Origin of the sequence: Thauera sp. SWB20 (genome assembly GCF_000831325.1) — a bacterium.
Lineage (GTDB): Bacteria > Pseudomonadota > Gammaproteobacteria > Burkholderiales > Rhodocyclaceae > Thauera > Thauera aminoaromatica.
In genome coordinates, this window is the sequence record NZ_JTDM01000017.1 from 141,252 (window position 1) to 167,569 (window position 26,318).

The 26,318-nt window shown below is 68.6% G+C and carries 16 protein-coding genes; 9 read left to right on the forward strand and 7 right to left on the reverse strand.

The genetic code is table 11. The annotated features are described in order from the left end of the window. Position 1: 1 nt before the first annotated feature. Positions 2 to 757, reverse strand: a complete 756-nt coding sequence (rpsB, locus tag PO78_RS09530) for a 30S ribosomal protein S2 (RefSeq protein ID WP_004301412.1) — start codon at positions 755 to 757, stop codon at positions 2 to 4. A 394-nt stretch (positions 758 to 1,151) separates the two neighbouring features. Here rpsB and map point away from each other — a divergent pair, with 394 nt between their 5' ends. Next, positions 1,152 to 1,982 (forward strand): type I methionyl aminopeptidase, encoded by an 831-nt coding sequence (gene map / locus PO78_RS09535; RefSeq protein WP_004301410.1) that lies wholly within the window; start codon positions 1,152 to 1,154, stop codon positions 1,980 to 1,982. A gap of 22 nt (positions 1,983 to 2,004) precedes the next feature. Then, a complete protein-coding gene (locus tag PO78_RS09540; RefSeq protein WP_012585410.1) occupies positions 2,005 to 4,581 on the forward strand; it encodes a [protein-PII] uridylyltransferase in 2,577 nt (858 codons plus the stop codon). Positions 4,582 to 4,620: 39 nt separating this feature from the next. Here PO78_RS09540 and PO78_RS09545 read toward each other — a convergent pair whose 3' ends face one another. Together PO78_RS09545 and PO78_RS09550 are read right to left on the reverse strand one after the other, a co-directional pair. Next, positions 4,621 to 5,127, reverse strand: a complete 507-nt coding sequence (locus PO78_RS09545) for a TIGR00645 family protein (RefSeq protein WP_004301404.1) — start codon at positions 5,125 to 5,127, stop codon at positions 4,621 to 4,623. A gap of 25 nt (positions 5,128 to 5,152) precedes the next feature. Next, complete coding sequence (locus tag PO78_RS09550; RefSeq protein WP_004301402.1) at positions 5,153 to 5,890, reverse strand: S-methyl-5'-thioinosine phosphorylase; 738 nt, start codon at positions 5,888 to 5,890, stop codon at positions 5,153 to 5,155. A 121-nt stretch (positions 5,891 to 6,011) separates the two neighbouring features. Between PO78_RS09550 and typA the strand changes: the two genes are divergently transcribed. The 6 genes from typA (at position 6,012) to PO78_RS09580 (ending at position 16,983) form a co-directional block, all read left to right on the forward strand. Continuing rightward, positions 6,012 to 7,829: a translational GTPase TypA gene (typA, locus tag PO78_RS09555; RefSeq protein ID WP_004301400.1), complete on the forward strand. Its 1,818-nt coding sequence runs from the start codon at positions 6,012 to 6,014 to the stop codon at positions 7,827 to 7,829. Between the two features lie 485 nt (positions 7,830 to 8,314). After that, positions 8,315 to 10,705, forward strand: coding sequence for a cytochrome c (locus tag PO78_RS09560; protein ID WP_231570671.1), 2,391 nt, complete (start codon positions 8,315 to 8,317; stop codon positions 10,703 to 10,705). 17 nt (positions 10,706 to 10,722) lie between these two features. Then, entirely contained in the window at positions 10,723 to 11,646 is a 924-nt protein-coding gene (locus PO78_RS09565) for a hypothetical protein (protein ID WP_012585412.1), read from the forward strand. 71 nt (positions 11,647 to 11,717) lie between these two features. Next, complete coding sequence (locus tag PO78_RS09570; RefSeq protein WP_043743419.1) at positions 11,718 to 13,859, forward strand: hypothetical protein; 2,142 nt, start codon at positions 11,718 to 11,720, stop codon at positions 13,857 to 13,859. Between the two features lie 48 nt (positions 13,860 to 13,907). Further along, complete coding sequence (locus tag PO78_RS09575) at positions 13,908 to 15,455, forward strand: c-type cytochrome (protein ID WP_043743420.1); 1,548 nt, start codon at positions 13,908 to 13,910, stop codon at positions 15,453 to 15,455. A 16-nt stretch (positions 15,456 to 15,471) separates the two neighbouring features. Then, on the forward strand, positions 15,472 to 16,983 hold the full coding sequence (locus PO78_RS09580) for a c-type cytochrome (RefSeq protein WP_043743421.1): 1,512 nt from the start codon (positions 15,472 to 15,474) through the stop codon (positions 16,981 to 16,983). A 55-nt stretch (positions 16,984 to 17,038) separates the two neighbouring features. On the opposite strand, the gene galU is transcribed toward PO78_RS09580, so the two are convergent. The 4 genes from galU to smc form a co-directional block, all read right to left on the reverse strand. Next, the gene (gene galU, locus PO78_RS09585; protein ID WP_004301387.1) at positions 17,039 to 17,944 is read right to left on the reverse strand and encodes a UTP--glucose-1-phosphate uridylyltransferase GalU; all 906 of its coding nucleotides are present in this window, start codon (positions 17,942 to 17,944) and stop codon (positions 17,039 to 17,041) included. Positions 17,945 to 18,023: 79 nt separating this feature from the next. After that, a complete protein-coding gene (gene ligA / locus PO78_RS09590) occupies positions 18,024 to 20,105 on the reverse strand; it encodes an NAD-dependent DNA ligase LigA (protein WP_043743422.1) in 2,082 nt (693 codons plus the stop codon). Then, the gene (locus tag PO78_RS09595) at positions 20,105 to 21,187 is read right to left on the reverse strand and encodes a cell division protein ZipA C-terminal FtsZ-binding domain-containing protein (protein ID WP_004301383.1); all 1,083 of its coding nucleotides are present in this window, start codon (positions 21,185 to 21,187) and stop codon (positions 20,105 to 20,107) included. The genes ligA and PO78_RS09595 overlap by 1 nt, the downstream gene beginning before the upstream one ends. Before the next feature lie 37 nt (positions 21,188 to 21,224). Then, on the reverse strand, positions 21,225 to 24,851 hold the full coding sequence (smc, locus tag PO78_RS09600; protein ID WP_197068756.1) for a chromosome segregation protein SMC: 3,627 nt from the start codon (positions 24,849 to 24,851) through the stop codon (positions 21,225 to 21,227). Between the two features lie 266 nt (positions 24,852 to 25,117). Here smc and dapC point away from each other — a divergent pair, with 266 nt between their 5' ends. Further along, entirely contained in the window at positions 25,118 to 26,311 is a 1,194-nt protein-coding gene (gene dapC, locus PO78_RS09605; protein WP_043743430.1) for a succinyldiaminopimelate transaminase, read from the forward strand. Positions 26,312 to 26,318: the final 7 nt, after the last annotated feature.

Consider the following 26,318-nt stretch of genomic DNA (forward strand, 5'->3'; position numbering starts at 1 on the left):
ATCAGGCCTGTTCCTGCGAGCCTTCTTCCTCGACCTCGACGAACTCGTCGCCGCCGGCATCGACGATTTCCTGCAGCACCTGGCTGCGGCCTTGCAGCACGGCATCGGCCACGCCACGGGCGTAGAGGCGGATGGCGCGCGAGGAGTCGTCGTTACCCGGGATCAGGTAGTCCACGCCTTCGGGCGAGTGGTTGGTGTCGACCACGGCCACGACCGGGATGCCGAGCTTCTGGGCTTCGGTGATGGCGATCTTGTGGTAGCCGACGTCGATGACGAACAGCGCGTCGGGCAGGCCGCCCATGTCCTTGATGCCGCCGATCGACTTCTGCAGCTTCTCGAGTTCGCGGCGCACGGTCAGCGCCTCGCGCTTGGACAGGCGCTCGATCGAGCCGTCTTCCATCATCGCCTCGACTTCCTTGAGGCGCTTGATCGACTGCTTGACGGTCTTGAAGTTGGTCAGCATGCCGCCGAGCCAGCGCTCGTCGACGTAGGGCATGCCGGCGCGCTGGGCTTCCTCGGCGATGATCTCGCGCGCCTGGCGCTTGGTGCTGACGAACATGATGTTGCCGCGGTTCGCGGCGAGCTTGCGCACGAACTCCATGGCTTCGTTGTACTTCGCCATCGTCTTTTCGAGGTTGACGATGTGGATCTTGTTGCGCTGGCCGAAGATGTAGGGGGCCATGCGCGGGTTCCAGAAGCGGGTCTGGTGACCGAAGTGGACGCCGGCTTCCAGCATCTGACGCATCGTGACGGACATGTGTTGCTCCAAACTGTACAAGGGTTGAACCTCCGCCTCGCGGATGGGCGACCGGGAAACCGGTTCACCACGCTGCCCCCCGGGATTTGCGCGTCCCCGTCCCGGCCGGAGCCGGAACGCAGGATGTCGAGCAGGCCCCGGAAGGACCCTGTGCCGCAAGGCGTGCGGATTTTGCCTGCACATGCAGACAAGCCCACGATGTTATCACGCCGGCCGCATCGTGCTCAAGGCTGAAGCGGATTGAAACCCAGGCCGACACAAGCCTCGCGGGTACCCGCCGCGGAAATGGCGAAGGCATCGGTTGGCATGCGGTTTGCGCGGATACCGGGTTTGCTGCGGCGCGGCGCTTGCGATAGCCTTCCCGCTTTCCCGCCCCGACACAGAACACACAACAATGAGCATTGTCATCAAGACCCCCGAAGAGATCGAGAAGATGCGCGTGGCCTGCCGGCTCGCCGCCGAGGTGCTCGACTACATCGAGCCGTTCGTTGTCCCCGGCGTGACCACCGGGGAGCTCGACCGCCTCTGCCACGACTACATGGTGAACGTGCAGGGCACCATCCCGGCCCCGCTCGACTACGCACCGCCCGGCTACAAGCCCTACCCCAAGTCGATCTGCACTTCGGTCAATCACCAGGTCTGCCATGGCGTACCGGGCGAGAAGGCGCTCAAGAAGGGCGACATCGTCAACCTCGACATTACGGTGATCAAGGAGGGCTTCCACGGCGACACCAGCCGCATGTTCCTGCTCGGCGGCGACTCGGCGTGCAGCATCGTCGCCCGCCGCCTGACGCGGATCACCTACGAGTGCATGTGGCTGGGCATCGCCACCGTCAAGCCCGGCGGCCGCCTTGGCGACATCGGCGCCGCGATCCAGAAGCACGCCGAAGGCAACGGCTTCTCGGTGGTGCGCGAGTTCTGCGGCCACGGCATCGGGCGCAAGTTCCACGAGGAACCGCAGGTGCTGCACTACGGCAAGGCCGGCACCGGCCCCACGCTCGAGCCCGGCATGATCTTCACCATCGAGCCGATGATCAACGCCGGCAAGGCGGCGATCTCCGAGCTGCCCGACGGGTGGACCATCGTCACCAAGGACCGCAGCCTGTCGGCGCAGTGGGAGCACACGGTGGTGGTCACCGAGACCGGTGTCGAGGTGCTCACCCTTTCCGCCGGGTGCCCGCCCCCGCCCGAGCTCGTCGCTGCCCGTTTCGCAACGGCTGGCTGAAGAATCCGTCGCAGGCCCGCACATGAACGACGCCCTCACCGACGAGCTGCACACCCTTGCCACCACGGCACGCCAACGTCTCGTCGAGGGCACGGCGCAGCTGCGCGACGCCTATCAGGGGCGGCCGCAGACCTCCATCCTGCTCAAGGGCCGCGCTCGACTGGTGGATCACGAGCTCGTCCGCCTGTGGACGGCGTGCGCGATGCCCGCCTCCGCCGCGCTCGTGGCGGTGGGCGGCTATGGGCGCGGCGAGCTTTTCCCCGCCTCGGACGTCGACCTGCTCGTGCTGCTATCCACACCGCCCGACGAGGCGCTGAAGGCGCGCCTGTCGGCGCTGGTCGGCGCGTTGTGGGACTGCGGGCTCGAGGTCGGTCATGCGGTGCGCACGGTCGACGAATGCATGATCGCCGCCGCCGACGACATCACCGTGCAGACCAACCTGCTCGAGGCGCGTCTGCTCGCCGGCGACCCGGCGCTGTTTGCCGAGCTGAGCGCGCGCTACCGCGAAGCGCTCGACGTGCGCGCCTTCTACAAGGCCAAGCTGCTCGAGCAGGAACAACGCTACGCCCGCTTCAACGACACGCCCTACGCCCTCGAGCCCAACTGCAAGGAGAGCCCCGGCGGGCTGCGCGACCTGCAGATGCTGGGCTGGATCGCACGCGCGGCCGGGCTTGGCCACAGCTGGCGCGACCTCGCCCGCCACCGCCTCATCACCGGCAGCGAAGCCGGCGAACTGCGCGCGATCGAGCGCTTCCTGCAGCACATCCGCATCCGCCTGCATCATCTCACCGGGCGCGCGGAGGACCGCCTGCTCTTCGACCACCAGGAAAAGCTCGCCCGCATCCTCGGCATCGAGGCCACGCCCACCCGGCGCGCCTCCGAGGTGCTGATGCAGCGCTACTACGTCACCGCCAAGATGGTGATGCAGCTCAACACCGTGCTGCTGCAGAACTACGGCAGCGTGATCTTCCCCGACCGCGGCGCCGCGATCGTGGTCAACGCGCGCTTCCAGGTCGTGCGCGAGCTGCTCGACATCCGCGACGAGGACGTCTTCGAGCGCCACCCTTCCGCGCTGCTCGAATGCTTCCTGCTGCTGCAGCAGCGCTCCGAGCTCAAGGGCATGACGGCGCGCACCCTGCGCGCGCTGTGGATCCACCGCAATCAGGTTAATGCCGCGTTTCGCGCCGACCCCGCGCACCGTGTCCTCTTCCTGCAGATCCTGCAGCAGCGCCGCGGTATCGTGCGGGTGTTCCGCAAGATGAACGAGTACGGCATCCTGTCGCGCTACATCCCGGCGTGGCGGCGCATCGTCGGCCAGATGCAGCACGACCTCTTCCACGTCTATACGGTCGACCAGCACATCCTGATGGTGCTGCGCAACGTGCGCCGGTTCACGATGGGAGAGCACGCGCACGAATACCCGCTGATGACACGGCTGATCATGGCCTTCGAGCGCCACTGGCTGCTCTACGTCGCCGCGCTCTTCCACGACATCGCCAAGGGCCGCGGCGGCGACCACTCCACGCTCGGCATGGCCGACGCGCGCGAATTCTGCACCCAGCACGGCATGGACGTGAACGACACCGCACTGGTCGTGTGGCTGGTCGAGCAACACCTCACGATGTCGCGGGTCGCACAGAAGGAAGACACCTCCGACCCCGAGGTCATCCAGCGCTTCGCCGACGTCGTGCGCGACGAGCGTCGCCTGGTCGCGCTCTACCTGCTCACCCACGCCGACATCCGCGGCACCAGCCCCAAGGTGTGGAACGGCTGGAAGGGCAAGCTGCTCGAGGATCTGTTCTTCGCCACCCAGCGCCTGCTGCGCGGCGCCACCGCCAAGGAGGCGCTCGGCCTCGACGGCCGCCTCGAGGACGCCCGCCGCCAGTTGCGCTTCCACGGCCTGCGCCCCGGCGTCGAGGACGCGCTGTGGGCCCGGCTCGACCCGGTGTACTTCATGCGCCACTCCGCCGAGGAGATCGCCTGGCACACCCGCTTGTTGTACTACCGCACCGAATCCGACGAGCCGGTGGTGAAGGCGCGCGTGGCCGAGGACGAGGACGGCGTGCAGGTCATGGTGTTCACCCGCGACCAGAAGGACCTCTTCGTGCGCCTGACCGGCTTCTTCGGGCGCATGGGCTTCACCATCGTCGACGCCAAGGTGCACACCACCCGCCACGGCTACGCGCTCGACAGCTTCATGCTGCAGGACCCGGGCGAACAGGCCGCCTACCGCGACATCGTGATCCTGATCGAGCACGAGCTCACCGCCCGCCTGCAGAAACCGGGGCTGCCCGAGCGCCCGAGTCGCGGGAGAATGTCGAGGCAGGTCAAGCACTTCCCGATCAGCCCGGAGGTCAGCATCCGTCCCGACGAGGCCGGCCGCCATCACGTGCTCTCGCTCACCGCCGCCGATCGCCCCGGCCTGCTCTACGACGTCGCCGCGGTGCTCGCCGAGCACGGCATCCGCCTGCACACCGCCAAGATCGCCACCCTGGGCGAGCGCGTCGAGGACACCTTCCTGCTCACCGGCAACGTGCTCAACCAGGACGCGCAGGTGCTGAGGATCGAGCGCGAGCTGCTGGAGCGGCTGCAGGTCTAGCCGCGCTCGTGGCGCGCTCCGGATGCGCTCGCGGCGCGCTCAGTGCCCCTTCCCCGCCAGGCGGTCCATGGCGGCGTAGAGCAGGCCCGAGAACAGGAAGGTCACGTGGATGCCCACCATCCAGCCGAGCTGGCGGTCGGTGAGGTTGTGGGCGTTCATGAAGGCCTTGAGCAGTTCGATCCCGGAGATCGCCACGATCGAGCCGATCAGCTTGAGCTTGAGGTCGGAGAAGCCGATGTGTCCCATCCACTCCGGGCGGTCGCGGTGGGTGTGCAGGTCCTCCATCTTGGACACGAAGTTCTCGTAGCCGCTGAACATGATGATGATCAGCAGGTTCATGATCAGCGCCACGTCCACCAGCGACAGCACGCCGATGATCAGCTCGCTGCCCGAGGCGCTCCAGATCTGCGCGAACAGCCCGAACAGCTCCTTGGAGAACTTCACCAGCAGCAATACCATCGCCAGCACGAGGCCGAAATACACCGGCGCCATCAGCCAGCGGCTGGTGAACAGCACGTGCTCGAACCCGCTCTCGATCCGCTTCATCGCATCGCGCTCCTCGACCGGTCGATCAGACATGGCACAGCCCCTCCAGCACGGCGCGCACGCGCACCATGGACTCCTGCAACACCAGCTCGATGTCGTCGAAGTGGATGCCGTGCGCGCTCGACGAGCGCCCCGCGGCGTAGTTCACCACCACCCCGATCGCCGCGTAGGGCAGCTCGAGCTCGCGCGCCAGCGCCGCCTCGGGCATGCCGGTCATGCCGACGATGTCGCAGCCGTCGCGCTCGAGGCGGTCGATCTCCGCCGCGGTCTCGAGGCGCGGGCCCTGCGTGCTCGCGTACACCCCGCCATCCATCGCGCTGTCGCCGGCCGCGGCGATCGCCGCGAGCAGACGGTGGCGCAGGGTCTCGTCGTAGGGCTCGGTGAAGTCGATGTGGCGCACCGGCGTGTCGCCGCCCTCGAAGAAGGTGCTCTTGCGCCCCCAGGTGTAGTCGATGATCTGGTTCGGGACGATCAGCGTGCCCGGCGCCAGGTCGGCGCGGATGCCGCCCACCGAGGCCACCGAGACGATGCCGGTGGCCTTGGCCTGCTTGAGCGCCCAGATGTTGGCGCGGTAATTGACCAGGTGCGGCGGGATGGTGTGGCCGTAGCCGTGGCGCGCGAGGAAGACGACCGGCTCGTCGCAGACGCGCCCGAAGGCGAGTGCGCCGGAGGGCTCGCCGTAGGGCGTGCGCACGACCTCGCGGCGCTCGATCTCCATGTTCGACAGTTGGGTGAGTCCGCTGCCGCCGATGATCGCGAGCATGGTGAAGAGACCTCCTTTGGCTGAGGCGCGCGATTCTAGCACGCCCCTCAGAAATCCATGCTGCGCTGCCACAGCACGTGCTAGAATCCTCGCCCTTTCAAAGACTTCGCCGCCCTCCTCCATGTCCCGCGCCATTCGCAACATCGCCATCATCGCCCACGTCGACCACGGCAAGACCACCCTCGTCGATCAACTGCTGCGCCAGTCCGGCACTTTCCGCGAAAACCAGCAGGTCGCCGAACGCGTCATGGACTCGGGAGACATCGAGAAGGAACGCGGCATCACGATCCTGTCGAAGAACTGCGCCATCCAGTATGGCGATACCCACATCAACATCGTCGACACCCCGGGCCACGCCGACTTCGGCGGCGAGGTCGAGCGTGTCCTGTCGATGGTCGACAGCGTGCTGCTGCTGGTCGACGCCGTCGAGGGTCCGATGCCGCAGACCCGCTTCGTGACCCGCAAGGCGCTCGCGCTGGGACTCAAGCCGATCGTCGTCATCAACAAGATCGACCGCCCGGGCGCACGCCCGGACTGGGTCATCAACCACACCTTCGACCTCTTCGACAAGCTCGGCGCCACCGAGGAACAGCTCGACTTCCCGGTGATCTATGCCTCCGGCCTCAACGGCTTCGCAGTCATCAACGAGGGCGACGAGCGCAAGGACATGCGCCCGCTGTTCGAAGCCATCCTCGAGCACGTGCCCGCGCCGGAAGTCGATGCCAACGGCCCGCTGCAGATCCAGGTCTGCTCGCTCGACTACTCGACCTACATGGGCCAGCTCGGCATCGGTCGCATCAAGCGCGGCAGCGTGCGCCCGAACCAGGAAGTCGTCGTCATGTACGGCGAAGAGAACCGCGGCAAGGGCAAGGTCAGCCAGATCCTCACCTTCGAGGGCCTCGAGCGCAAACCCTCCGAGCTGGCCGAGGCCGGCGACATCGTGCTGATCGCGGGCATCCAGCAGGTCAACATCGGCGTCACCCTGTGCGACCCGGAGTGTCTGGAAGGCATGAAGCCGATCGCGGTGGACGAGCCCACGCTGACCATGAACTTCATGGTGAACACCTCGCCGCTGGCCGGTCGCGAGGGCAAGTACGTCACCAGCCGCCAGATCCGCGAGCGCCTGGAAAAGGAACTGCTCAAGAACGTCGCCCTGCGCGTCAATTACACCGGCGACTCGGACGTGTTCGAGGTCTCCGGTCGTGGCGAACTCCACCTCACCATCCTGCTCGAGAACATGCGCCGCGAGGGCTACGAGCTGGCGGTGGGACGCCCGCGCGTGGTGTACAAGGAAATCGACGGCGTGAAGTGCGAGCCGTACGAGATGCTCACCGTCGACGTCGAGGAAGACCACCAGGGCAGCGTCATGGAAGAGCTCGGCCGTCGCCGTGGCGAACTCCAGGACATGCAGCCGGACGGCAGGGGCCGCGTGCGCCTCGAATACCGCATCCCGGCTCGCGGCCTGATCGGCTTCCAGGGCGAGTTCCTCACCATGACGCGCGGCACCGGCCTCGCCAGCCACGTCTTCGACGACTACGGCCCGATGGCCGGCGCCATGGCCGAGCGCCGCAACGGCGTGCTGATCTCGCAGAACGACGGCGACGCGGTGGCCTACGCGCTGTGGAACCTGCAGGACCGTGGCCGCATGTTCGTCAGCCCGGGCGAGGCGCTGTACGAAGGCATGATCATCGGCATCCACACCCGCGACAACGACCTCGTGGTCAACCCGATCAAGGGCAAGCAGCTCACCAACGTGCGCGCCTCGGGTACCGACGAAGCCGTGCGCCTGATCACGCCGATCCAGCTCACCCTGGAATCTGCGATCGAGTTCATCGCCGACGACGAGCTGGTCGAAATCACGCCCAAGAACATCCGTCTGCGCAAGCGTCACCTGAAGGAAACCGACCGCAAGCGCGCTGCCAAGGCCGACGCGTCCTGATCTCAGGCCGCTCGAACGAAAGACGCCCCGCCGGTTCTGCCCGCGGGGCGTCTTGCCATCCGGGCGCTTGCCACAAACGCAGCGCACGGTTTGCAAATGCCCGCTTTCCTGCTATCACGGAAGTACCACAAATGAATGGAGCGCGCGCCGCGGACACGCGGTAATGCGCGCCCAGAACCGACAGAGAGCTTCGCTGCGCAAAGCGCAGAGCGCGGGTGCAGTTGTGCCCGACGATCTGCACAGCGCGTCCCTGCGGGTGTCCGCTTCGGATGCCTTCGTCCCTGCCGATCCGACAGAGCAGGAGAACGAACATGATGCGTCCATCATCGCAGGTGGTGTTGGCGGCCGTTGTCTTCATTGCCGCCATGCTCGCCCCGCCCCTTCCCCTGGCAATCGCTGATGCGCCCGCCGCCTCGCCCGCGTCGACGCCGGCAAGAATTCATGCCCAGGACCTCCCATATTACGAGGCTTGCGCGCGGGAAGGCTTGAACGAGTCCGAATGCGCCGGACGGCTGATCTGGTTCAAGGCCACTGCCGGCAACGAGCGCTTCCACACCTACGTGTTCCAGCAGCGGGTGGGCGTGCTGATCGACTGGTTCCGCGTGCTGCGCAGCGACGAGCGCGGCGACCGCTTCCGCGCCTGGGGCATCATCAACGATCCGGCCTGCTGCGTGCCCGGCAGCCCCGACTGCCCGGCGAAGAGCCTGGACGAGACCTACGGTCTCGACTGGTGTCCGGGCGACGAGGAACTCCTCCCCCATGTCGGGCGCAGCGGCTACCGCGATCCGGCCTGCGACTTCCGCGATGCAGCGCTGAAGCCCGGCGATGTGCATGGCCCAGCCGACCAGCGCCACGACGCCTGCGACCTGCGTTTCGGCACCTCGACCGGCGCACTGGGCATCCGCAAGTTTCCGAACCCGCGCTTCGACCGCGCAGCTTGGTTGAAGCTCAACGGCAGCCCGGGCACCTGGGAAGGCTATAACCGGCCGATCGCCGCCGCCGGCGGCCGGGGCGAGGCGGCCCGCTCCCACCTCCAGGACGGTGCCATCGAGCCCCCCTTCCTGATCGGCACCTCCTGCGGTTCCTGCCACATCGCCTTCGATCCGCTCAACCCCCCGGCTGACCCGGCGCGCCCGGCATGGGAGAACATCAAGGGGCTGATCGGCAACCAATACACGCGCGTCTCCGAGATCATGGTCTCGGGCATGGCATCGAACACCCTCGAATGGCAGATGTTCGCCCATGCCAGGCCGGGAACCAGCGACACCTCGGCGATCCCGACCGACCAGGTCAACAATCCCGGCACGATCAACGCACTGATCAATCTCGCCAAGCGTCCGACCTTCGCCAACGAGTCCGTGATCAAGTGGCGCAAGACCGCCTCCTGCGCCAAGGGCGTCGACGAGACCCGGTGCTGGTGCGAGCCGGGCCGCAACGGCAAATGCTGGGAGAAGTCCCTGCACAAGGAAGCCGTACACCACATCCTCAAGGGCGGTGAGGACTCGATCGGCGCGCTCGAAGCCATCCAGCGCGTGTACTTCAACATCGGCTCGTGCTCGGAGCAGTGCTGGGTCAATCACCTTGCAGACCTGCGCCAGCTCGATCCGCAACAACGCGGCTTTGGCCAGACGCCCTTCGACATCGGCCAGTGTAGGCGGGACTGCCCGAACTTCCGCGCCGTCGAGGACCGCTTGGGAAACATTCTCGACTTCTTCATGTCGGCCGAAGGCCATGCCACCGACCTGCGCGAGGCACGCGAGAACACGCTGCGGGTTGCCAACCCCGGCGCGCGTTACACCGATCAGGACCTGATCGCCGATCTCGAACGCACGTTCGGAGCGGGTGCGGTCGCGCGTGGCCGTGAAGTGTTCGCCAATGGCTGCGCACGCTGCCACTCGAGTCAGCCCGCGGCCGCGACTGGCCAGCTTGCCGGCCTCGATTTCCACAAGCTCGACCTCAAGACGGGGCTGCGCGAGGACTGGCTGGGCAACGATGGCCCCACCGCAGTGTCCGAGGTCGGCACCTTCCGCTGCCGCGCCCTGCACTCGAACCACATGGCCGGCCACGTCTGGCAGGAATACGGCTCCGAAACCCTGCGCGCACAGCCGCCCGACCCCAACGTCAAGGAACCCGGCGACGGTGGCCGCGGCCACTACCGCAACATCTCGCTGCTCAACCTGTGGGCGCACGCCCCCTTCCTGCACAACAACGCGCTCGGCCCCGAGCTTTGCGGCAAACCGCACAACGCCGCCAACGACTTCTATGCCCAGCGTCCGCGCTACGTCGATGCGAGCAATGTCAAGCTGTTGCCCGCCGAGCGCCAGCCCGCCTGCTTCGAGTACGACCCGAGCGTCGAAGGCCGATTCAAGCTGTACACCCTGTCGATGCAGGCGCTGCTCAATCCCGCCCAGCGCATCCCCAAGGTGACGCTGCTGAACGAGGACGTGACCCTGCGCCTCGGCCCGCGGCTATGGGACGGCACCGACAAGGAACGCCTGCTCGGTTTCGAACTGACGATCCCGAGCGAGATCGACGGCCGCGGCGTGACCGCCGGCACGCTGGGCAACTTCCAGCACAAGGCCTTCATCGTCGATCTCGTGCGCGCGAAGACCGCGCCCGACGAGCTCGAGCGCAGCCTCGCCAAGCGCCTGGGCAAGGAGAGCGCGAGGAAGGTGCTTGCCGACCTCCAGGCCGTCGCGCGGGAAGTGACCGGTAAGCCGAACGGCCTGGTCGAGGCGCTGCGCGCGCGCCCCTACCTGATCAAGCAGGTGTACAGCAGTTGCACCGCCGAGGTCGAGAACGCGGGCCACCGCTTTGGCGAGGACTTGTCCGAGGCCGACAAGAACGCCCTGATCGCCTTCCTCGCAACGCTTTGAGCATGGGGGACTTCATCATGACAAGGATCTCGCACTGGCCGTTTGGGGCGCTCGCCGTCTGCATGCTGGCCGCCATGGCGGTTACGGGATGCGGCCTGTTCGACGACGACGGGGAGCGGGCGCCGGAGATCGCCTTCGCCCCGCATGCCGAAGGCTATGCCGGCAAGCCCGATTTCGCCTGGCTGGAACATCGCCATCCGCTGTCGACGGCCGACCTGTACAAGATCACGCCGCAGAACATCGCGCAGCTCGACCAGGAGCAGGTCGACCAGATCTATGCGCGCCTGAGCGCCGGGCCGATCCCCGACGGCGCGTTCGACGGCGACCTGTTCTTCCCGCGCGGTGGCAGCGGCAAGCTGCGCCTGTCCGAGATCGCCGGCGGCGGCCTGAAGGGCTTGCTGGTCAATGTGGCGGGCGGCAAGCTCGACCTCGTTGGCGAGATGTTGTGGAAGGGCAAGGTGTTCTACCGCGACGAGCGCCTGCTGCGTAACCGCATCGAGGATCTCACCACCTTGCGCAAGCTCGGCCTCGTCGAGGAAAGCGCGGACACCCCGCTGCAGAAGCTCAATGTCGGCGGCAAGGACCAGTGGCTGCTGTTCCCGGCGAAGCTCTACTGCGGCCAGAGCCTGCTCGACGGCCGGCGCGAATCCATCATCATCGACTACGCCTTCACCGATGAACTGCCGGGCTACCGGCGCATGCCCGACCTGCTCGCGGGCCGCAACGGCTTCGCGATCCGCGACGAGATCCGCATGGTCTACCCGGGCTTCTACCTTGGTCGGGCCTACATGGACCGCGCCTTCGTGGTGAACTTCGTCCTCCACAACGCGCAGATGATCGCGGCGAGTCGCGAAGCGTTCCTGAAGACCGGCCAGGTCGATCAGGATTGCTGGAGCGGCACCCAGCAGCGCTTGATCGCCGCCGCGGCAGGGGGTGGCTGAGAACGGTCCGCGCGTGGTTTTGCGGGCGGCGGCTGCGTCCGCGGCCCGCAAGATCGCGCAGGGGAACGAGCATGAGACTGTCTCGTCCTGTCTCCCGCCATGTGCTCCCGGTGCTGCTGGGCGCGCTGTTCGGCAGCGTGTTCATGGCTCCGGCCAATGCCGCCGAGGTCGACCGCGCACCGTCGCCGCACGGGCGGTCGCTGTTCGATCGCCTGCTCGAGCGCGGGGCGAACGGCGCGCAGCAGGTGCCCTTCCCGTTCCCCGCACTGCTCCAACGCGTGCGTGCGCAGCTCGATGGCGAGGACCCGAACGGCGGACTGGCGATCGTGCTGATCCCGCTCGGGCGCTCGCTGCAGCGCCACGCCGCAGGAGACGTCGATGCCTTCCGTTTTCCGCGTGTGGTGGCCGCGGTCACCGGTGAGCCGGCAAGCGACGCACCCGCGGGACACCTCTACCTGAAGGACCGCTTGTACGTCGCGCACCACGAACGTGCCGAGGCGCTCGAGGTGATCAGCTACAACGAGGATGCGGGTCGCTTCGAGTTCCAGCTCGTGCTCGACTACCGCGCCGGGGCAACGCCGCGGGTGGTCGCCGCGAACCGTACGCTCTGCCTCGCTTGCCACCAGAACGAGGCGCCGATCTTCTCGCGCCCGTCGTGGGACGAGACCAGCGCCAGCCCGCCGGTCGCCGCACGCCTGGCTGCGACCGGCCTCGACTATCAGGGTCTGCCCTGGCGTCACGGCGTCGATGTGCCTGAAGCGATCGACGCCGCGAGCGCACGAGCGAATCGCCTCGGCGTGGCCCAGCGCCTGTGGCGGGACGGCTGCGCCCTCGCCACCCCGCAGGCCGGCATCGACTGCCGTGCCCAGGCGCTGCTGCACGCGCTGCGCCAGCGGCTGATCGGCACCGGGGCGCCGGTCGCGCGCGCGGATGCCACGAACCGCCTGGTGGATCCGCTGCTCGCCAACTGGCAGGCGCGTTGGCCGGACGGCCTCGTCATTCCCGATCCGCAAATCCCCAACCGCCAGCCCTTCGCCGGCATCGAGGGCGGGATTGCGCCCCCGAGCGATGCCGAGCTCGTGCGCTATGCGGACATTCCGGCGGTCTTCGATCCGCTCGCGCTGCGGGCGCCGATCGAGCACTGGCGCGGACGCGACCCGGGCGACGTGATGCGCTTCATCCACCTGCTCGGGACGCTGTTCTCGCGCGCCGACCTTGCTCGCATCGAGCGCGCCCTCGCGCGCATGCCACAGCCTGCAGCGCGGGAGATCGACCTGAGCTGCACCCTGCGCCGGGCCACCGACGCAACGCGGCTCGACCTCGACTGCGCGCGCGGATCCGAGGTCCGGCTGCAGGCGCGCATCAGGCTCGACGGCGGGCGCAGCGCCGACGGCATCCTCGACCGTCTCCAGTTGTCCGGGTCGAGCGCGCACACCGGTGTGACGCTGGCCATCGCGAAGGACCACGACCCGGCATCCGGCTGGCCGATCCGCTTCGCGCTCACTGCCAGGGCGGGGGGTCCGATCCGCGCCAGCACCGGGGAAGCCATCACCACCTTGCGGCTCGGTGGCGACGGCGGCAGCGCCCACCTGCCGGGGTCGCCGGGCGCGGCCGAAGCGGTCGTGGCAGCCCTCGAACTCGTCGATGACCTCGAGCCGCTCGGGCACGCCGTCGAGGCCCTCGCGCAGGCAAATGTCGCCGGTCAGGACGATGCGCTGACGGGCGGCCCGGCACGCCGGATGGCCCTGCTCGCGCCGCTGCTACGCGGGCTCGGCGAGGACGTTCCTGCCCCGCCCGCCGCCGCAGCGCCTCCACCCGCGTTGATGGCCGATGTCACCCGGTCCCGCACGACGCACTGGCCCGCCGACCTGCAGCCCTTCCTGCGCCAGTGCAGCCAGTGTCATGCCGAGAACACCGCCTTCCCGCCCGGCTTCCTGCACGGCGACGAAGCACAGGTACGCGCCAATCTCGCGACCTGTGCGCAACGCATGCTCCATCGGCTGGACATGAACCGGCTGCCGCCCGCAGCCCGCTCGAAAACCCCGATGCCGCCGCCCGCTGCCGCGCATGCCGGCGCCTTCCTGCAGTCGCCCGACCTGGCGGCGATGCGCGATCTGCTCGAGCACGTGCTGCAGGCAAGTGGCGTACGCAGCGCCGACGTGCTTGCCCATCCGTACGCCACCCTCGCGCCCTGCCGAGTCCCGACAGGGTGATCGGCGCTCCGACATCGCACCGCACCGTCCTGCAGATCCGAGGTCACCGTGAACACGCCCGAGTCCGTCCCCACAACGCATCGCCTGCGCCTCGCGCGCACGCTGCTCCGCATCCTCGTGCTGCTGCCCTGGCTGCTGCTCCTGCTCGCGGGCGGCTATGCCCTCGTGCGGTTCGTGCCGGACGAGCCGGTCGTCCATGCAGACCCGGTGGAGCACTTCAAGTACGGCTCGACCGGCGGCGAGCGCGCATCGGGCTTCCCGTACTGGATCTGGCAGGCCTTGCCGACCGTGTGCGCAGAACATCTGCCCGGTCCCGGCTACGCGTCGCTCGGCCTGATTTTCGAGGAAGGCCGCGACCTGCCGGTGGGCGTGTCGAAGCGGCGCCACCTCGGCATCGATCGCGTCTTCCTCAACTGCGCCGCTTGCCACGCCGGCCTCGTTCGCGACACGCCCGCTGCGCCCGCACGCCTGGTCGTCGGCATGCCCGCCCATCGCTTCGACATTCTCGCCTTCCAGCGCTTCTTCTTCGAATGCGCCGCTGGCCCGACCTTCTCGCGTGAGTTCATCGTGCCGGAGATCGAGCGCCTGAGCGGCGGACTCGGGCTCGTCGATCGCTACCTCGTCTATCCGGTGGCGATCGCGTTGATGCGCGAGCGCCTGCTGATGCTGCGCGCGCGCTTTGGCTTCGTGTCCGCGCAAGCGCCCTGGGGGCCGGGTCGGGTCGACACCTTCAACGCCGCAAAGGTCCTGTTCAATTTTCCGGTGCAACGACTTCCTGCCCGCGAGCGCCTCGGCGCCGCCGATTTTCCGTCGATCTGGAACCAGCGCAAGCGCATGCAACGTGACGATGGCGAGCGCATGGAACTGCACTGGGACGGGAACAACACCCACACCGAGGAGCGCAACAAGAGTGCAGCCTTCGGTACCGGCACCACGCCCCCCACCATCGACCTGGCGGCAATCTCCCGGGTCGAGGCCTGGCTGCTCGACCTCGGCCCGCCGGCGTGGCCGCTGCCGGTGGATAAGACACTCGCCGCGCGCGGCGCGGCGCTGTATGCGCGCTATTGCGCCGATTGCCACGGCGCGAGCGGCAGCGACTTCGCAGGGCCGAAGGTCGGCCATGTCACCCCGATCGCGGACATCGCCACCGACCCCGCCCGGCTCGATTCCTACACCCGGGATCTGGCGGTCAATCAGGCGACCCTCTATGCGGGCTATCCGCATCGTTTCCGCCATTTCCGCAAGACCTGGGGCTACGCCAACATGCCGCTCGACGGCATCTGGCTGCGCGCGCCCTACCTGCACAACGGCTCCGTGCCCACCCTGCGCGATCTGCTCGAGCCCGCCTTCGCTCGGCCGACGTGCTTTGTGCGCGGCGGCACGCTGATCGATGCGGTGCGGGTCGGCTTCGCCAGCGCTGCCGATCCTGCGCAATGCGCCGCGCCGACGGGCAGGGCCCAGACCGCAACCGATCACTTCCTGTTCGACACCACGCTGCCGGGCAACGGCAACAGCGGTCACGAAGGCCCGGCCTATGGCACCGATCTGCCCGCCGCGGACAAGGATGCGCTGGTCGAGCACCTGAAGACCTTCTGATGCGAGGAGTGCCGCCATGAAATTCGCCCCCTGCACGAATCCGGGGCCGCGCCCCACCCGGCTCCTCGGCCGGCGCCGCAACACCGGCCGCAGCCTGCTCGTTGCGCTGCTCGTGCTGCTCGCGCTCGGCGCCGCCGGCGGCGCCTTCGCCTGGTACAAGTTCTTTCGCGAGGAAGCGCAGCCGGAATGGATCACCAGCGATCCCGACATGCGCTTCAAGTACGGCTCGATCGGTGCCGAACGCGATGCCGGCATCCCCTACTGGATCTTCTACGTGCTGCCGCGGATGTTTCCCGACAAGCTGCCGGGCCCGGGCGGCTACGCCGCCTTCGGCGTGGTGTGGGAAGAAGGCCAGGAGCTGCCGGTCGGCTTCTCGAAGAAGGTGGTGGGCTTTCCGCGCGTGGCCAACAACTGCGCGTCCTGCCACACCACGAGCTACCGCACCCAGGCCGATGCGGCGCCGACTTTCGTGCCGACCGGCCCCAATCACACGCTGAACCTGTGGGCCTTCTTCCGCTTTCTGGTCGACTGCGCGAAAGACCCACGCTTCAACGCCGACAACCTGATGGCCGAGATCAATCTGGTCACCGACCTGTCCTTCATCGACCGCCTGCTCTATCGCTTCGTGATCATCCCGATCACGCGCAAGCGCCTGCTCGAGCGCGAACAGCAGTTCGCCTGGCTGTACCGCGACGATTTCCCGCCCTGGGGCCGCGGCCGCGACGATGCGATGAACCTGACCAAGTACTTCATGATCCGCTGGCCGATGGACGACAGTTTCGGCCCGACCGACATGCCTTCGCTGTGGAACCTCGGCAAGTACCGCGCCGATCAGGGCATGCGCATGAACTTCGCCGGCGACAGCCACGACGCGTATTCGGTGGTGATCGACTCCGCGCTCGGCCTGCTCGGCGCACCACCCAAGGACAACGCCGAGTTCCTCGGCGAGGTGCGCTGGCTCATCGAATACGTTTCGGCGAAACGTGCGCCGCCGTATCCGTTCGCAATCGATACCGCCGCTGTAGCGCGCGGCAAGCAGGTGTTCGACACGACCTGCGCCAGCTGCCACGCATCGGCGCGCACCGGAACGGTGATCCCGCTTGCCGAGGTCGGCACCAGCGCGGAGCGCATCGCGACCTGGAACGAACGCGCGGCGCGCGAAGCGAATCAGGTGGTGGCCGGGATGGGCATCGAGCGCCCGGGCCTGGTCGAAGCCCCGCTGACCGGCTACGTCGCCGCCTTCCTCGACGGCATCTGGCTGCGCGCGCCCTACCTGCATAACGGCTCGGTGCCCTCGCTGCGCGACCTGCTCGAACCGCCCGCGCAGCGCCCCACCCGCTTCTGGCGCGGTTACGACGTCTATGATCCGGACCGGGTCGGCTTCGTCACCCACGGCCCGGAGGCCGAACGCATCGGCACCGTGCACGACGTCGGGGCCCGTGGTGGCAGCAACCGTGGTCACGCGTTCGGAACCACTCTCCCCGCCACGGACAAGGCAGACCTGCTCGAGTACCTCAAGACGATGTGAAACGGGCGACCCGCGGCCGCCCGTTTCCGACCCGCCTCGACGCGCGAGACGGGACTTACTTGGCTGCCTTCGCCGCCTTGCCTTCGGCGCCGAAGCGCCCGCTCAGGTAGGCCGCGAAGTCGCCACCAGTTTCCGGATGGCGCAACCCGAACTCGATCGTCGCCTTCAGGTAGCCGAGCTTCGAACCGCAGTCGTAGCGCACGCCGTCGAACTGGAAGGCCAGCACGGCCTCCTCCTTGAGCAGCGATGCGATCGCGTCGGTGAGCTGGTACTCGCCACCGGCGCCGGGCTTCAACGCACGGATGTGATCGAAGATGCGCGGGGTCAGGATGTAGCGACCGACCACGGCCTGGGTCGTCGGTGCTTCCTCGGGCTTGGGCTTCTCGACGATGCCGGTCATGCGCTGCACCTGGCCCTTGTCGGATTCGGTGCTGACGATGCCGTAGCTGCGGGTTTCCTCGCGCGGCACATTCATCGTGCCGAGCACCGAGCAGCGGTGATAGTTGTACACATCCACCATCTGCTTCAACACCGGCGTGCCATCCTTGTTGTCGAGCAGGTCGTCGGCGAGGATCACCGCGAAGGCCTCGTCGCTCACCACGTGGCTGGCGCAGCGCACGGCATGGCCGAGGCCGAGCGCCTCGGACTGGCGGATGTAGATACAGTTGACGCCCTTCGGCACCGTCTGGCGCACGATCTCGAGCAGCTGCTTCTTGCCGCGCGCCTCGAGCTCGGTCTCGAGTTCGTAGGCCTTGTCGAAGTGGTCCTCGATCGAGCGCTTGGTGCGACCGGTGATGAAGATCATGTCGGTGATGCCGGCGGCGACCGCCTCTTCCACTGCGTACTGGATCAAGGGCTTGTCGACGATCGGCAGCATCTCCTTCGGGCTCGCCTTGGTGGCGGGCAGGAAGCGCGTACCCATGCCGGCCACAGGAAAAATCGCCTTGGTGACTTTCTTCATTTTTATTGCTCTCCCATGAATAGAGGGGGTTGCGACGCAACAGCGGGCGCGATCATGCGGCAAGCGTGCGCGGTTTGCATCAAGCGTTTGTATCCGTTTCGTTCAGCAGCACGCGCAGACCGTCCTCGTCGAGGATGGCGAGCCCGAGCGCCTGCGCCTTCTCGAGCTTGGAGCCCGCCTCGGCGCCGGCGACCACGTAGTGCGTCTTCTTCGACACCGAGCCGGCGACCTTGCCGCCGCGGGCCTCGATCCGCGCCTTGGCCTCGTCGCGGCTCAGGGTCGGCAGCGTGCCGGTGAGCACGAAGGTCTTGCCCGCGAGTGCGCCGGCCACCGAGCCCTGCGGCTCGCCCTCGGCCCAATGCACGCCGGCGGCACGCAACTGCTCGATCACCTCGCGATTGTGCGGCTCGGCGAAGAACTCGGCGATGCATTTCGCCACGATGGGCCCCACGTCGGGCACCTGCTGCAGGGCATCGACGTCGGCCGCGATCAGCGCGTCGAGCTTGCCGAAGTGGCGTGCGAGGTCGCGCGCGGTGGCCTCGCCGACGTTGCGGATGCCGAGCGAGAAGATGAAGCGCGCCAGCGTGGTGCCACGGCTCTTCTCGATCGCCATCAGCAGATTCTGCGCCGACTTCTCGCCCATGCGCTCGAGGTTGGCGAGCGCGAGCACGCCGAGGCGGTAGAGGTCGACCGGCGTCTTCACGATCGCCGCGTCCACAAGCTGATCGACCAGCTTGTCGCCCAGTCCTTCGATGTCCATCGCACGTCGGCCGGCGAAGTGAAGCAGCGCCTGCTTGCGCTGGGCCGGGCAGAACAGCCCGCCGGTGCAGCGCGCGACCGCTTCGTCTTCGCCGCGCACCACATGCGAACCGCACACCGGACAGGTGGGGAACCGGTCGAGCAGCACGAAGCGCGGCAGTTCGCCGCCGCGGCGCTCCAGGATCGGCGCCACCACCTCGGGGATCACGTCGCCTGCACGGCGCACGATCACCCAGTCGCCGATGCGCACGTCCTTGCGGTCGATCTCGTCCTGGTTGTGCAGCGTGGCGTTGGTGACCGTGACGCCGCCGACGAAGACCGGCTCGAGGCGCGCCACCGGGGTCAGCGCGCCGGTGCGGCCGACCTGCACCTCGATGTCGCGCAGCAGCGTCACCGCCTCCTGAGCAGGGTACTTGTGCGCCACCGCCCAGCGCGGCTCGCGGGTGACGAAGCCGAGCTGCTTCTGCAGCGCGAGCGTGTCGACCTTGTAGACGACGCCGTCGATGTCGAAGGGCAGCGTGTCGCGCAGTGCGCCGATACGTGCGTGGAAGGCCGCCAGCCCCTCTGCGCCGCGCACCTGCGCGCGGTGGCCGCACACCGGCAGGCCGAAGGCGGCGAGCGCGTCCAGCACCTCGGTATGGGTCGCGGGCAGCGTCCAACCGGCGACCTCGCCCAGCCCGTAGGCGTAGAAGGACAAGGGCCGGCGCGCGGCGATGCCGGGGTCGAGCTGGCGGATGCTGCCGGCGGCGGCGTTGCGCGGATTGACGAAGATCTTCTCGCCGGCCTCCGCCTGGCGCGCGTTGAGGCGCTCGAAGTCGTCGCGGCGCAGGTAGATCTCGCCGCGCACCTCCAGCACCGGCGGCGCCTCGCCGAGCAGGCGCAGCGGGATCGCCTTCACCGTGCGCACGTTGCTCGTGACGTCCTCCCCGGTCTCGCCGTCGCCGCGGGTAGCAGCCTGCACGAGCACGCCGTCCTCGTAGCGCAGGCTGATCGCGAGGCCGTCGAACTTGAGCTCGGCGGCGTAGGCCACCGCCGCATCGTCCTCGTCGAGGCCGAGCGCGCGGCGCACGCGCGCATCGAACGCGAACGCCCCGCTCGCCTCGGTGTCGGTCTCGGTGGAGATCGACAGCATGGGCACGCGGTGGCGCACCGTGGCGAACTGCGCGAGCGCCTTGCCGCCCACCCGCTGCGTCGGCGAGTCGGCACTGCGCAGCGCCGGGTACGCCCGCTCGATGGCCTGCAGCTCGCGGAACAGGCGATCGTACTCGGCGTCGGGAATCGTCGGCGCGTCGAGCACGTAATAGGCATGGTCGTGACGCGCGATCTCGGCGCGCAGGGCCGCTGCGCGTGCGGCGGCGTCGGCCGCGGTCTCGCCGCGGCCGTCTTCGGCGAACAGGTCCATCACAAGGAGAACAGGCGCAGGGCGAGCGGGCTGCCGGCGGGGATGTCGTGGTCGGCCATGCGGCTCTGGAACTGGCCGATCTGGTTGCGGATGATCGTCGCCGCCTCGGCGCCGAAGGGCGCACGGTTGTCGTCGACCACGTCGCCACCGAGTTCGCCGGCGAGCGTGGTCGCCATCTTCATCATGCGGTCGAAGGCGGCACCGCCGTTGCTCACTCGCGGCACGTCGATCACCAGCGTCAGCCCGCGCGTCACCAGGCCCTTGAGGCTCTCGGGCGAGAAGCGACCGGACTCGAGGTTGGCCACCGTGAACACGCTGTGCTCGCCATCGACCATGTGGTAAGCGCCGTCGGCCCCGAGGCGCAGGCCGTGCTTCTCGGCCACGGCGTGGATCGCGCGGCCTTCGAACTGGCCTTCGCGGGAGACGACGTTGATGCCGATCTGCACGTCGACATCGGCGCAGAAGCGGTCGAGCTCTGTGGCGTTGCGCAGGGTCTCGCCGCGCGGCGGCAGCGCCGGGGGCAGGCTCATCAGCGCATCGGCCACGCGTTGCACGCCGCCCGAGAAGCGCATGAAGTCGGTCTCGCCGATCGAGCCCTGGCGGTTGACCAGCTGCAGCGCGGCGCAGAACCAGTGGCAGGCGCCGCTGCTGTCGGGACCGAGCGGCTGCCAGACGTTCTCCGCATCGTTGAAGCCGAACCAGTACACCGGCTTGCCCAGCCCGGCGAGTTGCTCGGCCTGGATCGCCCACACACGGCCGACCTCGAGCGCCTCGATGGTCTCGAGGCGGATCACGCAGTCGGCGCGCGCATCGAGCAGGCGTGGCAACTCGGGCGTGCTGCGCTTCATCGGCGCCTCGCTGAAGCGGCGCGGCTCGTCTTCGGCGGCACCGATGCCGGGTTCGCGACGCTCGCCCTCGGCGGGCTCCTCGCGCGGTTCGAGCAGCACGTCACGGTGCTCGGACTTGAAGGCCCGCTCGGCCTCGCGTCGGTGGCGGCGCTCCTGCCATTTGTTGTAGCCCACCACCAGCACCACCGCGGCGATGCCGGCGCCGATCAGCGCGATCTGAAGTTCGCTGTCCATTTGGATCCCAGAATTGCTCCGTGTAGCTTGTCCTGCGTCACGCTGCGGCCGGGTCGGCCAGGCGCAGCGCCTCTTCGATATCGACTTCCACCACCCGCGAGACGCCCTGCTCCTGCATCGTCACCCCCACCAGCTGCTGCGCGAATTCCATCGTGATCTTGCTGTGGCTGATGAAGATGAACTGCGTCTGTGCGGACATGCGCTTGACCATGTTCGCATAGCGCTCGGTGTTCGTGTCGTCCAGCGGCGCATCCACCTCGTCGAGCATGCAGAACGGGGCCGGATTGAGCTGGAACATCGAGAACACCAGCGCGATCGCGGTGAGTGCCTTTTCCCCGCCCGAGAGCAGATGGATCGACGCGTTTTTCTTGCCCGGCGGCTGGGCGACGATCTGGATGCCGGCGTCGAGGATCTCCTCGCCGGTCAGCACCAGTTCCGCCCGTCCGCCGCCGAACAACTGCGGGAACAGGGCGCCGAACTGCCGATTGACCGTATTGTAAGTGTCCTGAAGCTGCTCGCGCGTCTCGCGATCGATGCGCCGGATGGCATCTTCCAGGGTGTCGATGGCCTGCAGCAGGTCCTCGGTCTGCGCGTCGAGGTAGCCCTTGCGCTCGGAGGCGGTCGTGAGCTCGTCGAGCGCGGCCATGTTGACCGCGCCAAGCTCGGCGATTTCGCGCGCCAGGCGGGCGACTTCGCGCTGCAGGGTGGATTCCTTGGGCTCGGCGGCGAGCAGCGGCGCGAGCGCCGCCTCGTCGGCGCGGGCCTCGACGAGGCGCTCCTCGAACTGGGCAACCGCGAGTTCGGCGGCCTGCAGCGCGAGGCGCAGCTCGGCCACGCGGGCGCGGATCGGCGCGGCCTCGTGCTCGGTGCGCAGGCGCAGCTCCTCGACCTGCTTGAGCGCCGCAGCGGCCTCGGCGAGCGCATCGCGGCGGGCGGCGAGCGCGGCCTCGCGGCGCCCCCGCAGCGCGAGCGCCTCTTGCAGTGCTTCGGCGCTGCGGTGGTCGTCGGTGGCGTCGAGCTCGGCGGCACGCGCGGCGAGCTCGGCGACGACGCGTTCGAGCTGCTCGCCGGCGAGCTGCTGGTTGCGTGCGATGTCCTCGAGCTTGCCCGCGCACTCGCGCTCGGAAAACCTCGCTTCCTGCAACTCGCGCGCGGCCGATTGTTCGAGCGCGCGGGCCTCCCGCACGGCGTGTTCGCGCTCGCGCAGCACCTCGGTGGCGGCGTCGAGGCGTTCGCGCTGCAACTCCGCGAGCTCGGCCGCGCGCGCCTGTTCGAGCTCGGCGCGGGTGAGGTGCTCGCGCTCTGCGCTCTCGAGATGGACGATATCTTCGAGGTCGCGGGCGAGCTGCTCGCGACGCTCCTGCGCGCGGGCGCGTGCCTGCGCGAGCTTGAGCACCTCGACCTGCTCGGCATGCACCTGTGCCTGGATGGTCTGCAACTCGCGGCGCAGGCCGTTGATGCGTTCCTGCAGCGCGCTCGCAGCCGACTCGGCCACGACGAGCGCGTCATGCGCGAGGTGGGCCTCGTCCTCGTGCGCCTGCAATTCGGCGGAGAGCCCCTCGATCTCGCGCTGGCGCTCGATCACGCCGTGGGTGCGTGCGTCGGGGGCGTGGTGCACCAGCGCGTCGCGGGTCAGCACCTGGCCGCGCGGGCCGACGAGGCAGGTGCTCGGCGCCAGCTGCGCGCGCAGTGGCAGCCAGTCCTCCAGCCGCTCCACCGCCCACGCCCCGGCCAGAAAGTCGTCCACCAGCGCGCGCAAGGCCGGATCCCGCACCTCCACCAGCCCCGCCAGCGCCAACACCGCAGGAGCGACATCCGTCGCGATTGCCGTCGACGATTCCGTCGCCGTCGTGGCGACGGTCACGCGGCCCTGCGGCGAAAGCGGTCCTTGTGCAGAATTCGCGCGCTCGGCGGGTGCGCCGGACCTTGCCGGAAGCGCGATGGCGAGCGATTCGGGGGGCGTCTCGTCGAGCACGGTGCGTGCGGCCGCGAGCGCGAGCGCGGGATCGGGCGAGGTGAGCGCGGCGAGGCGCTCGCGCAGCACGGCCTGCACCGCCTCGTCCCAGCCCGCCGCCACCTGCAGCTGCTTCCACAGCGGCGGCAGCTGGTCGAGGCCGTGGCGCTCGAGCCAGTCGCCGAGCTTGCCCTGCGACTGCACGCGCGCCTGCAGCTGCATCAGGGCGTCGCGACGCGCGCGCAGCTCGGTGAGCCGGCGCTGCACCGCACGCTCATGCTCCAGCGCCGCCTTCAGCGCGGCCTGCGCGTCGGGCAGGCGCGGCTGCGCCGCGGCGAGTTCCTGCTGGTGCACCTCCAGCTCGTCCTGCAGCGCTTCGAGCCGCGCCTCGCGCTCGGCGAGCACACGCTCGTCCGGGCCGACGATCCCGCCGCGCTCGCCCTCCAGGCGGCCGCGACGCTGTTGCAGGGCTTCGAGCGCACGCAAGGCACTCGCGCGCTTGGTTTCCTCGACGCGCAATTGCTGCTCGGTCTGGGCGAGCTCGCGGCGCGCCGCCGCCATGGTCGCGTCGGCGCCCTGGCGCGAAGAGTCCAGCTCAGGCAGGCGGTCGGCGATCTCCAGGTGGCGGGCCTCGGCGTGCTCGGCGCGCAGCGCTGCGTTCTCGGCGAGTTCCTGCCAGCGCGCGCGGTCGGCGGCGAGCGTCTCGCGGCGCGAGGACCAGTGCCCGCGGTCGAGTTCGAGCTGCGCCAGGCGCGCCTCCAGCCGCCTGCGCGCCTCGCCGAGATGCTGCAGCTCGGTCTCCAGGCGTGCGACCTCGGCGCTCGCCGCGAACAGGTCGTTCTGCGCCACGTGCACCGCTTCGGATGCCTCGAAGTGCGCGTCGCGCCGCGACTCCACGCTGGTCTCGAGCTCCTGCAGGCGGGCGCTGTCGGCCTCGATGCGGCTGCTCGCCTCGTTCAGGGAGGCCGCCACGCGCGCCTGCTCGGCGCGCGCCTCGTTGCGCTTGACCAGCCACAAGAGCTGCTGCTTCTCGACGTGCGCCGCGTCGAGCTCGCGGTAGCGCGCCGCCACCGCGGCCTGCGCCTCGAGGTGCACGATGCGCTCGCCGAGCTCCATGCGGATGTCGTCGAGGCGGGCGAGGTTGTCGCGCGCGTCGCGCAGCCGACCCTCGGTCTCCTTGCGCCGCTCGCGGTACTTGGTGACGCCCGCGGCCTCCTCCAGGAAGCCACGGATCTCTTCCGGGCGCGCCTCGATGATGCGCGAGATCATGCCCTGCTCGATGATCGCGTAAGCGCGCGGACCCAGACCGGTGCCCAGGAAGAGGTCGATCACGTCCTTGCGGCGGACATGGACGTTGTTGATGTAATAGGTCGACTCGCCCGAGCGGTCGAGCACACGCTTCACCGAGATCTCGGCATAGCGCGACCACTGCCCGGCGGCCCTGCCCTCGGCGTTGTCGAAGACCAGCTCGACACTCGCGCGCGACACCGGCTTGCGCGTGGTCGAGCCGTTGAAGATCACGTCCTGCATCGACTCGCCGCGCAACGCGGACGCGCGCGTCTCGCCCAGCACCCAGCGCACGGCGTCGATGATGTTCGACTTGCCGCAGCCATTGGGCCCGACCACTCCGACGAGGTTGCCGGGGGTGAGCACGGTGGTGGGATCGACGAAGGTCTTGAAACCGGCGAGTTTGAGCTTGGAGAGACGCACAGCGGGCAGTGGGAAGACAGCGGGACGTGCAGGCCGGCGATCCACCCCGCCGCACTCCGCTTTTGCGGCCGGCATCATACCACCCTGCCGAAGTCATCCCGTGCGTCCGCCTCGCATCGAAACGTTACGCAGCGGATTCAGGCATCGTCGCCGCGCAGCGCGGTCCTGTGCCCGGATTCGCGCCGTCGCCTTCCGACGGGCGCCGCCGCCATACGCAGGTATACTCGGCGCCCGCGTCCATTGCCGGCCAAGGAGCCCGCGTACCCGTGAATCCTAACCTCGCCCGCCTGCAGAGCTATCCCTTCGAAAAGCTGCGCGCCCTCTTCGCCGGTGTCGAGCCGCCTGCGCACCTCAAGCCGATCCGGCTGTCGATCGGCGAGCCGCAGCACCCCACCCCCGGTTTCATCCGCCAGACCCTGGCCGACAACCTCGGCGGCCTGTCGAGCTATCCCGCCACGCTCGGCAGCGACGCGCTGCGCGGCGCGATCGCGCACTGGCTCGAGCGCCGCTACGGGCTGCCGAAGATCGACCCGGCCAGCCAGGTGATCCCGGTCGCGGGCACGCGCGAGGCGCTCTTCGCCTTCGCGCAGTGCGTGGTCGACGGAACGAAGCCGGGCGCCAAGGTGCTGTGCCCGAACCCCTTCTACCAGATCTACGAGGGCGCGGCCCTGCTCGCCAACGCCGAGCCGATCTTCATCAACAACCTGCCCGAGAGCGACTTCGGCTCGGACTTCGGCAGCATCGACGAGGCCACCTGGCGCGACATCCAACTCGTCTACGTGTGCTCGCCTGGCAATCCCACCGGCCGGCTGTTGACGTTAGACGAGTGGAAGACGCTGTTCGAGCTCTCGGACCGCTACGGCTTCGTCATCGCCGCCGACGAGTGCTATTCGGAGATCTATTTCGACGACGCCGACAAGCCGATCGGGGGCCTGGAGGCGGCCTGGCGCCTGGGGCGCACCGACTTCCGCAACGTGGTGATGTTCTCCAGCCTGTCCAAGCGCTCGAACGTGCCCGGCATGCGCTCGGGCTTCGTCGCGGGCGACGCGAAGATCCTCGGGGATTTCCTGCTCTATCGCACCTACCACGGCTGCGCCCTCAACCCGGCGGTGCAGGCGGCCTCGGTGGTGGCCTGGAACGACGAAGAGCACGTCGAGGAAAACCGCCGCCTCTACCGCGAGAAGTTCGCCCGCATCACGCCCATGCTGCAGCCCTGGCTGCCGGTGCGCCTGCCCGATGCCGGCTTCTACTACTGGGTGCGTACGCCGCTGCCCGATACCGAGTTCGCCCGCCGTCTGCAGGCTGAATATAATGTGACGGTCCTGCCGGGCAGCTACCTGGCCCGCGAATCCAATGGCGTCAACCCGGGCGCCGGCTTCGTGCGCATCGCGCTGGTGGCCGACACCCACGAATGTGTCGAGGCCGCCGGGCGCATCATCGATTTCTGCAAAACCCTCTGAGAGAGAA

Coding starts and splice junctions, on each gene's coding strand:
- rpsB (WP_004301412.1), bottom strand. CDS start 757: ATGTCCGTCACGATGCGTCAGATGCTGGAAGCCGGCGTCCACTTCGGT.
- map (WP_004301410.1), top strand. CDS start 1,152: ATGAGCATTGTCATCAAGACCCCCGAAGAGATCGAGAAGATGCGCGTG.
- PO78_RS09540 (WP_012585410.1), top strand. CDS start 2,005: ATGAACGACGCCCTCACCGACGAGCTGCACACCCTTGCCACCACGGCA.
- PO78_RS09545 (WP_004301404.1), bottom strand. CDS start 5,127: ATGAAGCGGATCGAGAGCGGGTTCGAGCACGTGCTGTTCACCAGCCGC.
- PO78_RS09550 (WP_004301402.1), bottom strand. CDS start 5,890: ATGCTCGCGATCATCGGCGGCAGCGGACTCACCCAACTGTCGAACATG.
- typA (WP_004301400.1), top strand. CDS start 6,012: ATGTCCCGCGCCATTCGCAACATCGCCATCATCGCCCACGTCGACCAC.
- PO78_RS09565 (WP_012585412.1), top strand. CDS start 10,723: ATGACAAGGATCTCGCACTGGCCGTTTGGGGCGCTCGCCGTCTGCATG.
- PO78_RS09570 (WP_043743419.1), top strand. CDS start 11,718: ATGAGACTGTCTCGTCCTGTCTCCCGCCATGTGCTCCCGGTGCTGCTG.
- PO78_RS09580 (WP_043743421.1), top strand. CDS start 15,472: ATGAAATTCGCCCCCTGCACGAATCCGGGGCCGCGCCCCACCCGGCTC.
- galU (WP_004301387.1), bottom strand. CDS start 17,944: ATGAAGAAAGTCACCAAGGCGATTTTTCCTGTGGCCGGCATGGGTACG.
- ligA (WP_043743422.1), bottom strand. CDS start 20,105: ATGGACCTGTTCGCCGAAGACGGCCGCGGCGAGACCGCGGCCGACGCC.
- PO78_RS09595 (WP_004301383.1), bottom strand. CDS start 21,187: ATGGACAGCGAACTTCAGATCGCGCTGATCGGCGCCGGCATCGCCGCG.